This window comes from Streptomyces sp. NPDC002156, assembly GCF_053593675.1.
Genome location: NZ_JBSFDA010000256.1, coordinates 1 through 10,237 on the forward strand (window position 1 = coordinate 1; position 10,237 = coordinate 10,237).

A 10,237-nucleotide genomic window follows, 5' to 3' on the forward strand; every position below is an offset into this window, starting at 1 on the left:
GGTTCGGGGGCGGAGCCCCCGAGGATGGGAACGGGTAGGGGCGGCGGGGGCGAAGAAAAGCCCTTACGCCGACGCGCCCTCGACAACCCGCGCCCGCAACTCCGCCCCCTCCAGAACCTCCCGCAACCGCCGCTCCACCACCGGCAGCACCTCCCCCACCGTCACATCCCGCCCCAACTCGTTCGCGAGCGACGTAACCCCCGCGTCCCGAATCCCGCACGGGATGATCCGGTCGAACCACACATTGTCCGGGTTCACGTTCAACGAGAAGCCGTGCATCGTGACCCCCTTCGCCACCCGGATCCCGATCGCCGCCAGTTTGCGGTCCTCGCGGCGCTGCCCGGCGTTGGACGGTGCGTACTCGGGCCCGTTCAGCCGAGGATCGAACTCGTCGTCCGTCAGACGCGGGTCCAGGTCCAGGGAGAGGCCGCCGAGCGTTGCCGCGGGGCGGGACTCCACCGGGTCACCCAGCACCCACACCCCACTTCGTCCCTCCACCCGCGACGTCTCGACACCGAACTCCGCGCACGTCCGGATCAACGCCTCCTCCAGCCGTCGTACGTGCGCCACGACGTCCACCGGACGCGGCAGCTTCTGGATGGGGTAGCCCACCAGCTGGCCCGGGCCGTGCCAGGTGATCTTGCCGCCGCGGTCCACGTCGATGACCGGAGTGCCATCGAGGGGGCGCTCGCTCGGGTCGGTACGCCGTCCGGCCGTGTAGACCGGGGGGTGCACGAGGAGCAGGCAGGTGTCGGGGATCTCGTCCGCGAAGCGGGCCGCGTGCACCCGGCGCTGCTCGTCCCAGGCCTCCTGGTAGTCGACGTACTCGACGCCGTCGACGACATCGGTGCCATCGGCGCCCTCCGTGCCGAATCCCATACGGACGAACCGCAACTCACTCACGGCAAGCGCCTCCCCGGCTACCTGGCTCCCTGGTTCCGTCAGGCACATAACGCGCCCAAGCCACTGTACGTCCGGCCGCTGCCCGTCAGTCCGGCGCCCAATCCTCACACGATCGGATGAATGTACGTCGAAATGTGCGATCGGCTGCTTACGCTCCGCTACATTCGCGCCGTTCGCCAGGCCATAAGGGCTGCTCACCAGCAAACCGGGCACATCAGAGGGCCCGAAGGCAGGAGACCGCACCGCAGATGACGGAACGACCCGCGCAGCGCACTCCCAATCGACAGCTCGCCGCGCTCATCGCAGAAGCGGGATTCTCCAACGCGGGTCTGGCCCGTCGGGTCGATCAGCTCGGCCTTGAACACGGACTCGATCTCAGATACGACAAGACATCGGTGACCCGATGGCTGCGTGGACAGCAGCCGCGCGGCACCACCCCCGCTCTCATCGCCGAGGTGTTCACCCGACGCCTGGGGCGACGCCTCACCGCCCAGGACCTCGGGCTCGACGCCTGCGCTCCCGTCTATGCGGGGCTGGAGTTCGCGGCCACTCCCGAGGAGGCCGTCGACATCGTCAGCGGCCTGTGGCGCAAGGACTCCGGCAGCCATGCCGAGCTGCGCAAGATCGCCTTCACCCCGGCGGGGCTCGTCGTGCCCAGCCGGGACTGGCTGATCGGGCGGCCCGACGACCGGGTCGGACGCGGTGACCAGCCGCCGCCCGCAGTCCGGGTGCCCGTGCAGGGGCGGCCCGGCGTTCCCCGGCAACGCGGGCAGGCCGAGCGCGGGCCCGGGCAGAAGGTCACCGGCGGCGACATCGCCGCCCTCCGGTCGGTGGGCGAGTTGTTCCGCACCCTCGACGACGCCTATGGCGGCGGCCACGCCAGACAGGCGCTCGTCCGCTACCTCGAACACGAGACCGAGCCCATGCTGCGCGGCACGTACGGCGAGCAGACGGGCCGTCGCCTGTTCGCGGCGGCCTCCGACCTCACCCGGCTCGCGGGCTGGACGTCGTACGACATCGCCGCGCACGGCCTCGCCCAGCGCTACTTCGTGCAGGCGCTGCGGCTCGCACAGGCGGCGGGGGACCGGGCGTACGGCTCGTACGTGCTGGCCACGATGAGCCGCCAGGCCGTCTACCTCGGGCACGGGCGGGAGGCCGTGCAGCTCGCGCGGGTGGCGCAGCAGGGTGTCGGTACGACCGCGCCGCCCGTCGTGCAGTCGCTGCTGCACGCGTGCGAGGCGCGCGCGCATGGGGTGCTCGGTGAGGTTCGGGCCTGTACGGCCTCGCTCGTACGGGCCGAACGTGCGCTCGAAGCGGCGCGGCCCGGTGACGAGGTGCCGCACTGGGCGCGGTTCTTCGACGAGGCGCAGCTCGCCGACGAGTTCGGGCACTGTCATCGCGATCTGCAGCAGTTCCGGGCCGCCGCGCAGCATGCGGAGCGCTCGTTGCAATTGCGTGCGCCTGCGTTCGCTCGCAGTCGGCTCTTCTGCCGGGTTGTGCTTGCCTCGGCCCGGCTGGGGCTGGGCGAGTTGGACCAGGCCTGTCAGTTGGGTGCGGAGGCGGCGGGGGCGGCGGCGGAGATGCGGTCTGTGCGGGCGACGGAGTATGTGCGGGACTTTGAGCGGCGGTTGGAGCCCTATCGGGACGCGGCGCCCGTCAGGGGGTACCGGGACAAGGTTGCTGCGCTCGGGTAGGTGCGGTGTGGGGTTGCCGGTTCGGTGCGGCGCCGTCGTGGCTGGTCGCGCAGTTCCCCGCGCCCCTGAAGGGGCGCGGCCGAACCGTCGCTGTCAAGCCCCTGCCCGTCAGGGCTGCGGGTGCTGCTGCCTTCGCTTACGCCGCCTCGGCCGTTGCCGTCGTACACGTCGGCAATGGTTCCGGCACCTGCACCGGGTCCGCGCCCAAATCCGTGAGGATGGCGGACGCGGCTCGGTGGCCCGAGTGCAGGGCGCCCTGGACTGTGCTGGTGTCGCGGTGGTCGCCGCATACGTACAGGCCTGCCAGGAGGCGTACCGGGCGGCGTAGGTCGTGGGGTGGGCGCATCGCCGGTACCGCCTCGGCGGTGTGGTGCACGGCTAGGGTCTCCCAGCGGGTGGTCGACATGCCGTAGAGGCGGGACAGGTGGGCTCGTACCGCCGTGTCCACGTCCTGTGGAGGGGTGCCCAGCACCGTTGACGAGATCAGCGGGCGGCCTGCGGGGGAGCGGGACGGGTCCACGCGGCTGATCACCGACGTGTGCGCCACCGGGCCCCGGCGGTCCGCGTCCAGGAGCAGGAACGCGCCGGTCTCCGGGGGCTCGTCGGTCGTGTGGTGGACGACCGTCACCGGGTGGAAGTCGGGTACGCGCAGGCCGGGCAGCAGATCGGCGGCGGCGCGGGCGTCGGTCGCCACCAGGAGCGCGCGGCAGCGCAGTTCGCCGTGGTCGGCCGTGGTCACGAGGTTCGTGGCGATGGACGTGACCCGCACCCCGGTGTGCACCGTGCCCGGCGGCAGTGTCCGCGCCAGCAGCTCCGGCAGGGTCTCCGCGCCGCCCTCCGGCACACACAGCCGGCCGCTCGCGAACGCCCGCAGCGCGAGATCCGCGCACCGGCTCGACGTGGTCAGCTCGGGGTCGCAGAGCAGCGCGGCGAGCAGCGGGCGCAGGAAGCCCTCGATCGTCCGTGCGGGCAGGCCGCGGTTGGCCAGGGCGCGGGCGGCCGGCAGCTCGGGGCGGGCCAGCAGGCGCTGTACGGGGACGGCGGCGAGCCGGCCCAGTGCGGCGCCCAGCCGGGCCTGGTCGACCGCTCCGCCGACCGCCCCGGCGAGCGGTGCGCCGGTGCGCGCCCCCACCGATGCCACCGGCCGGGGGGACCTGGCCGCCCGCGCCGGCCTGGGGGCGCTCGCCAGGGCGCGCACCGCACCGAGTGCGCCCCGTGCGCCCCCGCCGCTCAGCGGAGCGCCCGCACGGTGCCTGCGTCCGTCGCTGTGCACCAGGACACCGGGTGCGAAGGGACGCAGGACGAGCGCGTCGAGGCCCGGGGTCAGCCGCAGTTCGGGGTACGACGTGGACAGCAGCTGCCCGATCCGGTCGAGCCGGAAACCGTCGACCTTCTCGGTCGCCATCCGGCCCCCGACGTAAGGGGCGGCCTCCAGGACCGCGGTCGTTACTCCTGCGCTGGTCAGCCGATGGGCGGCCGCGAGTCCGGCGACCCCGGCCCCCACGATGACGACGTCCGCCTGGTACGCGGGCTCAAGCACGTGCCCTCCCTCGATCGCGGTGTGACGCGGCCGGCCAGGGCTCCGCTGCCCCAACAGGCGTACGGGATAAGCGAGTTCGGTCGTTCGGACCGTTCGGACCGAGAGTAGGGCGGCTCGCGGCAGGCGGAAGTCGCGCATGAACAGGGCACGGTCGCACAGCGGTCGCATGCCGTCGCACACGGTCAACCGGGGTGCGGACCCGGGGCGCGGAGGGGGATCAGGCGAGCGCCGCCCGGATCGCGTCGTCGATCTCCGGGAACGCGAACGTGAACCCGGACTCAAGGAGCCGCTTCGGCAGCACGCGCGCGCTGCCGAGCACATCCCCGGACATCTCGCCCAGCACCAGCCGCAGCACGGGCGACGGCACCGTGAAGAGCGTCGGCCGGTGCAGCACACGCCCCATCGCCGCAGTGATCTCGCGGTTGGTGAGCGGCTGGGGCGCCGTCAGGTTGAACGGCCCGGACAGCCCGTCGGTGTCGATGAGATGCCGGATCGCGGCCACCTCGTCGTGCAGCGAGACGAACGACCAGTACTGCCGCCCGTCGCCCATCCGCCCGCCGAGGCCCGCCTTGAACAGGGGAAACAGCTTTCCCCAGGCCCCGCCCCCGCGCGCCACCACCAGCCCGGTCCGCGCGAAGGCCGTCCGGACGCCCGCCTCCTGGGCCGGGCCCGTGGCCGCCTCCCACTCCACGCACAGCGACGGCAGGAAACCGTCCCCCGCGGGGGCGTCCTCGTCCACGGACCGCTCGCCGGTCTCCCCGTAGTAGCCCATCGCGCTGCCGTTCACGAAGACCCGCGGCGGCTCGTCCAGCGAGGCGACCGCCTCGGCGAGCGTCGCCGTCCCCAGAAGACGGCTCTCCCGGATCGTCCGCTTGTACGAGTCCGTCCAGCGCCGGTCCCCGACCCCCGCCCCGGCCAGGTTCACCACGGCGTCGCAGCCCACGAGCCCGGCCGTGTCGACCGTCCGCCCCGCGGGGTCCCAGCGGACCTCGTCCTTCGTCCGGGGCGCACGCCGTACCAGGCGGCGCACCTCGTGCCCGTCGGCGGTCAGGGACCGCACCAGGGCCGTACCGATGAGACCGGACGCACCGGCCACCACGATTCGCGAGCGTTCCATGGTCCCATCCTGCGCCACCGGCCCCTGACCCGTTGTCGTACCCCCGCTCTACAGTGATCTCCATGCCGCCCGACTCCCAGCCATCACACCAGCCGAACGACGCGTACGAGAGCCGCGAGCCGTCCGTGCGCCTCGCCCTGCCCGACGACGAGGACGTCCTCGGCCGGCTCGACCGCGCCACCTGGTCCACCCTGCACGCCGTCTCGCCCCGGCCCAGACAGCCGTACACCCCGTTCTTCAGCGAGAACTCCGACCCGGGCGACCATCTGGTCGCGGTGGCCGGTGACGGTCCGGTCGTGGGCTATGTCAAGCTCGGCCGGCCCACCCCGCTCGCGTCGAACGCGCATGTCCGGCAGATCCAGGGGCTCGTCGTCGCCGACGAGGCGCGCGGCATGGGCGTGGGGCGGCTGCTGATCCGGGCCGCCGTGGCCGAGGCCCGCGGCCGGGGCGCCCTGCGCCTCTCGCTGCGCGTCCTCGGACACAACACCCCGGCCCGCAGGCTGTACGAGTCGGAGGGCTTCGTCGTCGAGGGCATACAGCCCCGGGAGTTCCTGCTGGACGGGGAGTTCGTGGACGACGTACTCATGGGCCGGGAGCTGTAGTCAACAAGGGGTCAGGACGTCTACGACGTGACCAGGTCGCCCGTGTCCACCGGTGTCGTCGAGGCCGCCGCGCGTTCCGCGTCGCCGGAGACCTCGTCCACCGTCAGGACGTAGCCCGTCTCGTCGTCGGACGTGGAGCGGGCGAAGACCACGCCGTACACCTTGCCGTCCGTGGTGAGGAGGGGGCCGCCGGAGTTGCCGGGGCGGACGGTCGAGCGGATCGAGTAGATCTCGCGGGTCACCGTCTCGTCGTTGTAGATGTTCTGGCCCCGCGCCCGCACCTTGTCGGCGACCGTCGCCGCCTGCAGATTCAGGTCGCCGTCCTGCGGATAGCCCGCGACCACCGCCGAGTCGCCCCGCTTCGCGCTGTCGTCGAAGCGCAGCACGGGGGCGCGCAGATCGGGGACGTACAGCACGGCCACGTCCTTGTCGGGGTCGAAGAGCACCACCCGCGCCTCGTACGCCGTCCCGACGCCGCCCACCCGGACGGTCGGGTCGTCGATGCCCGCCACCACATGGGCGTTGGTCATCACATGCCGGGCGGAGTAGACGAAACCGCTGCCCTCGCGGCCCTGGTTGCCCGCGACGCCCTCGACCTTGACCGTGCTCATCTTGGCCGCGTTCGTCGCGCTCGCCGTGACACTGTCACCGGTGGGCTTGGCGACACTCGTCGCCGGTTCGTTCTCGAAGGGGTTGAAGACCTGCGGGAAGCCCGCCTGGGTGAGCGCGGACGTGGCCCGGGAGAACCAGGTCGGGGTGGTCTCCGGCATCGCGTTCTGCACCGCGCCCAGCAGCGCCGAGTCCCGGATCGCCGTTGTGACCAGCGGCGAGGAGGAGGCGCCCAGGACGCTCGCGGCCACCCAGGCCACCATCAGCACGGCGACCGCGTTGGCCGCGGCCCCGCCCACCCCGTCGGCGACCCGCAGCGGCCCCTGGTCCAGCTCGCGGCGCAGCTTCAGCGCGAGTCTGCCCATCAGCTCATGACCCACCACGGCCGGCACCAGCACCGTGAGCACGGCCGTCACCGTGGCGCCGGGCGTCCCGGCCTCGACCAGCTCCATGATCCACGGCAGCACCCACACCCCGATGACGGCGCCGCCCACGAACCCGGCCAGTGAGACACAGCCCGCCACCAGACCACGCCGGTAACCGGACGCGGCGTAGCCGAGAATCACCAGCAACAGCAGGATGTCGAGCAGGTCCACTCCGGCCGCCTTTCTCCTGGACCCTTTGGTCCCCCTGTACATGCGGTTTACATGCGGTAGTACGCGCGGGACGGGCCCGGTGATCAGCCGCCGCTCACTCCCACAGGCGCTTCAGATCCCCGGACCTCTAAAAACGTCCCGGACCGGGACGTTGGTTCCACCAAGTGGCACACCACACATCGCGGGCGGAACGGAACCGACCCACAGTTGGGCCCATGGGGAGCAAGGGGTCCATGGGCGACCCGCGTGTCCACCGCGTGCCGGGCGCCGCCCGCGCGGTGCTCGCCTGCCTGCCCGGAATCGCCGCCGCCGTCGGCCTGCTCCTCTGCGCGGCGGGCATCGACCGTACGACCGCGCGCCCCGCCCACCCCGTCGCGGCCCGCCCGGCCGTCGCCCACCCCGCCGCCAAGCCGCGCATCGTGCCCCGTACCGCCTGGATCGCGGACGCCGAACGCAGCCAGCCGCCGCCGCGCTACGACGACCGGGTCGTCGGCGTGTTCATCCACCACACCGACTCGCCCAACGGCTACGACTGCGCCGACGCGCCCCGCATCATCCGCTACCTGTACGCGGGCCAGACCGGCAGCCGGGACTGGGACGACATCGGCTACAACTTCGTCGTCGACCGCTGCGGCACCATCTACGAGGGCCGCGCGGGCGGCGTCGACCGACCCGTCACCGGCGCCCACACCCAGGGCTTCAACCACCGCACCACCGGCATCGCCGCCCTCGGCACCTTCACCGCGGGCGTCCCCGTGCCGCAGGCCATGACGGACGCGATCGCCGCCCTCGCCGCCTGGAAACTCGGCCTCTCGGGCACCGACCCGCGCACCCGCGTACCCCTGGTCTCCAGCAACAGCCTGAGCCGCTACCGCTCCGGCACCACCGTCTCCCTGCCCGCCCTGGCAGGCCACACCGAGGGCTACATGACGAGCTGCCCCGGCGCCGCCCTCACGGCCCGCCTCCCGGCGATCAGACAGACGGCGGCGCGACTGCAGGGCAGGCGCTGAGGCGGAAGCCGGAAGTGGGCCCGCTCGGGCTCACAGGTACGTCACAGCGCACTCACGGAGACGCCCCAACTCCCGGTCCTACCTTCGTCGTACGCACTGACTGGAGGTGGGGATCATGAGCAGCAGCAGTCGTACGAACCCGCTGGAGCGGGCCGACGGCAAGAGGTCTTCCGGCGGCTGGGTCGGGGGAGCGCGGGGTCCGTGGACCGTGCTCTGCGCGGTGGCGACGGTCGTCCTGGGCCCGGCGGCGGTCACGGCCTCCGCCCTCGACCAGGCCAACGCGGCCCCCATGCACCACGCGGTACGGGCCGACCAGACGCAGCAGGCGTACATCCCGTCGGACCTGACCCGCAGGCGCACGGCGGTATGACGAACGGGCCCCGTGGGCGGGTCAGCCGCCCTTGAAGCGCTGCCACAGCTTGGGGAACCGGTCGGCGAGCGCCCCTTCGTCCGCCAGGTCGATCGGTGTGCCCTCGGGCTCCGCGGGCGCGGGCGGAATACCCAGGTCCGGGGTGACGGTGCCGGTGAGCTGCTCGTACGCCTCGTCGGCCGCGTAGCCCAGCTCCTCGCCGTCCCCGTCGATCTCGTCGTCGAAGTCGTCGAGCAGATCGGCGAGCGAGTCGGGATCGCCGTGCAGAGCACCCTCGAAAACCTCCCGGCCCTGCCCGATCAGCCAGCACCGGAAGAAATCGAAGCCGTCCTCGCCGGCCCCGTCGAGCAGCACGCGGGCGGCGCCCCACAGGTCCCAGCGGTAGGCGCGGTTGTAGCGCGACTCGAAGTGCCGGGCGAAGTCCAGGACCGAGTCCGGATCGAGCTGGAGCAACCGCTCGACCAGCAGATCGGCCTGATCCTCGGGGTCACCCTCGGCGGCCTCACGGGTCGCGTCCACCAGCTCCCAGAACTCCGTCTCGTCCATCACGGGTCCAGCATCGGCCCTGGGGGGAAGGCGCGCACGTGGAGCTGCACGGATTGTGATGGGGTGTACAGGGTTCGTCGGGGTGTGGTGCGCGCGCTCATGATGACGTGGTGCGGGTGCTCATGCCGTGTATGCGGGTGTTCATGCCGTGTAGAGGGCCGTCAGCCGCCGCGCGTCCCGTGCGAACCGCGCCCGCAGCTCCGGCGGCGCCAGCACCTCCGCCTCCGCTCCGAGCGCCGCCAGCTGCGTATGGGCGACCTCCGCCGACTCGACCGCGAGCGTCACGGTGACCAGGCCCTGGTCGTCGGGTTCGCCTCCGGCCGCGAGCGCGTCCCTGGCAGCAACAGGATCGACGGCGTACGGAAGTCTGCGCACCCCTTCCGCCGAGAGCCGTACGACGATCTCCGCGCGCAGGATCGACCGCGCGAACTGCGCCGCGCGCTCCGCCCAGAACGCGGGGAGGTCGAAGGTGTCGTCGCGGGTGAAGCGGCCCTCGGAGACCTGGACGGAGGTGAACCGGTCCACGCGGTACACCCGGAAGGGCCCAGGACCGGTGTGCTCCGGCACCCGGGCGCACAGGTACCAGACGCCCGCCTTGAGGACGAGTCCGTACGGCTCCAGGGTGCGCTCCACGTCGGCGTCGGCGGGGCCGCGACGGTAGCGGGCCAGGACCGTACGGTCGTCCCACACGGCTTCCGCGACGGTGGGCAGCGACTCGGGGGTGGGGGGTTCGCTGAACCAGGCGGGGGCGTCCAGGTGGAAGCGTTGGGCCGCTGTGCGGGGGGTGTCGTGGAGGGCGGGCTGGAGCGCGGCGGCCACCTTGAGGCGGGCCGCCGAGGCGGCGTCCTCCAGGCCCATCTCGCGCAGGGCGCCTGGCACTCCGCTGAGGAACAGGGCCTCTGCCTCGCTGCGGGCCAGTCCGGTGAGCCGGGTCCGGTACCCGCCGACCAGCCGGTATCCGCCGACCCGCCCCCGGTCTGCGTACACGGGCACGCCCGCCTCGGACAGCGCCTGTGCGTCCCGGGCGACGGTCCGCTCGGAGACCTCCAGCTCCCGGGCCAGCTCGGCGGCGGTCATGGCTGGCCGGGCCTGAAGAAGCAGCACCATCTTGATGAGACGAGCAGCACGCATGGAGGCCATGATGCCGGGTTGTCCCGCCCCCGCCGCCCCTACCCGTTCCCATCCCTGGGGGCTGCGCCCCCAGACCCCCGCTGTCGGCCTGAACGGCCTCGTCCTCAAACGCCGGACGG

At 72.6% G+C, this 10,237-nt stretch carries 10 protein-coding genes; 4 read left to right on the top strand and 6 right to left on the bottom strand.

Translation table 11 applies throughout. The features are described from left to right. Window positions 1-63 precede the first annotated feature (63 nt). The gene (gene lipB, locus ACWCRB_RS46790) at window positions 64-903 is read right to left on the bottom strand and encodes a lipoyl(octanoyl) transferase LipB (RefSeq protein WP_451001900.1); all 840 of its coding nucleotides are present in this window, start codon (window positions 901-903) and stop codon (window positions 64-66) included. Between the two features lie 248 nt (window positions 904-1,151). Here lipB and ACWCRB_RS46795 point away from each other — a divergent pair, with 248 nt between their 5' ends. Then, window positions 1,152-2,597 (top strand): regulator, encoded by a 1,446-nt coding sequence (locus ACWCRB_RS46795; RefSeq protein WP_451001901.1) that lies wholly within the window; start codon window positions 1,152-1,154, stop codon window positions 2,595-2,597. 136 nt (window positions 2,598-2,733) lie between these two features. Here ACWCRB_RS46795 and ACWCRB_RS46800 read toward each other — a convergent pair whose 3' ends face one another. After that, window positions 2,734-4,137 (bottom strand): NAD(P)/FAD-dependent oxidoreductase, encoded by a 1,404-nt coding sequence (locus ACWCRB_RS46800; protein WP_451001902.1) that lies wholly within the window; start codon window positions 4,135-4,137, stop codon window positions 2,734-2,736. A gap of 217 nt (window positions 4,138-4,354) precedes the next feature. Beyond that, window positions 4,355-5,254, bottom strand: coding sequence for a TIGR01777 family oxidoreductase (locus ACWCRB_RS46805; protein ID WP_451001903.1), 900 nt, complete (start codon window positions 5,252-5,254; stop codon window positions 4,355-4,357). 62 nt (window positions 5,255-5,316) lie between these two features. Between ACWCRB_RS46805 and ACWCRB_RS46810 the strand changes: the two genes are divergently transcribed. Next, a complete protein-coding gene (locus ACWCRB_RS46810; protein ID WP_451001904.1) occupies window positions 5,317-5,856 on the top strand; it encodes an N-acetyltransferase family protein in 540 nt (179 codons plus the stop codon). 20 nt (window positions 5,857-5,876) lie between these two features. Here ACWCRB_RS46810 and ACWCRB_RS46815 read toward each other — a convergent pair whose 3' ends face one another. After that, a complete protein-coding gene (locus tag ACWCRB_RS46815) occupies window positions 5,877-7,061 on the bottom strand; it encodes a MarP family serine protease (RefSeq protein ID WP_451001905.1) in 1,185 nt (394 codons plus the stop codon). 233 nt (window positions 7,062-7,294) lie between these two features. Here ACWCRB_RS46815 and ACWCRB_RS46820 point away from each other — a divergent pair, with 233 nt between their 5' ends. Together ACWCRB_RS46820 and ACWCRB_RS46825 are read left to right on the top strand one after the other, a co-directional pair. Next, window positions 7,295-8,071: a peptidoglycan recognition protein family protein gene (locus tag ACWCRB_RS46820; protein ID WP_451001908.1), complete on the top strand. Its 777-nt coding sequence runs from the start codon at window positions 7,295-7,297 to the stop codon at window positions 8,069-8,071. A 115-nt stretch (window positions 8,072-8,186) separates the two neighbouring features. Then, window positions 8,187-8,441 (top strand): hypothetical protein, encoded by a 255-nt coding sequence (locus ACWCRB_RS46825; protein WP_451001906.1) that lies wholly within the window; start codon window positions 8,187-8,189, stop codon window positions 8,439-8,441. 21 nt (window positions 8,442-8,462) lie between these two features. Here the strand turns inward: ACWCRB_RS46825 and ACWCRB_RS46830 are convergent, their stop codons facing one another. Both ACWCRB_RS46830 and ACWCRB_RS46835 read right to left on the bottom strand, forming a co-directional pair. Next, window positions 8,463-8,987, bottom strand: coding sequence for a DUF4240 domain-containing protein (locus ACWCRB_RS46830; RefSeq protein ID WP_235480195.1), 525 nt, complete (start codon window positions 8,985-8,987; stop codon window positions 8,463-8,465). A 141-nt stretch (window positions 8,988-9,128) separates the two neighbouring features. Next, on the bottom strand, window positions 9,129-10,118 hold the full coding sequence (locus tag ACWCRB_RS46835) for a helix-turn-helix transcriptional regulator (RefSeq protein ID WP_451001907.1): 990 nt from the start codon (window positions 10,116-10,118) through the stop codon (window positions 9,129-9,131). Window positions 10,119-10,237 lie beyond the last annotated feature (119 nt).

What these genes read in the sequence shown, in the direction of transcription:
- ACWCRB_RS46795 (WP_451001901.1), top strand. Translation starts at nt 1,152, where the DNA reads ATGACGGAACGACCCGCGCAGCGCACTCCCAATCGACAGCTCGCCGCG.
- ACWCRB_RS46805 (WP_451001903.1), bottom strand. Translation starts at nt 5,254, where the DNA reads ATGGAACGCTCGCGAATCGTGGTGGCCGGTGCGTCCGGTCTCATCGGT.
- ACWCRB_RS46810 (WP_451001904.1), top strand. Translation starts at nt 5,317, where the DNA reads ATGCCGCCCGACTCCCAGCCATCACACCAGCCGAACGACGCGTACGAG.
- ACWCRB_RS46820 (WP_451001908.1), top strand. Translation starts at nt 7,295, where the DNA reads ATGGGCGACCCGCGTGTCCACCGCGTGCCGGGCGCCGCCCGCGCGGTG.
- ACWCRB_RS46825 (WP_451001906.1), top strand. Translation starts at nt 8,187, where the DNA reads ATGAGCAGCAGCAGTCGTACGAACCCGCTGGAGCGGGCCGACGGCAAG.
- ACWCRB_RS46830 (WP_235480195.1), bottom strand. Translation starts at nt 8,987, where the DNA reads ATGGACGAGACGGAGTTCTGGGAGCTGGTGGACGCGACCCGTGAGGCC.
- ACWCRB_RS46835 (WP_451001907.1), bottom strand. Translation starts at nt 10,118, where the DNA reads ATGCGTGCTGCTCGTCTCATCAAGATGGTGCTGCTTCTTCAGGCCCGG.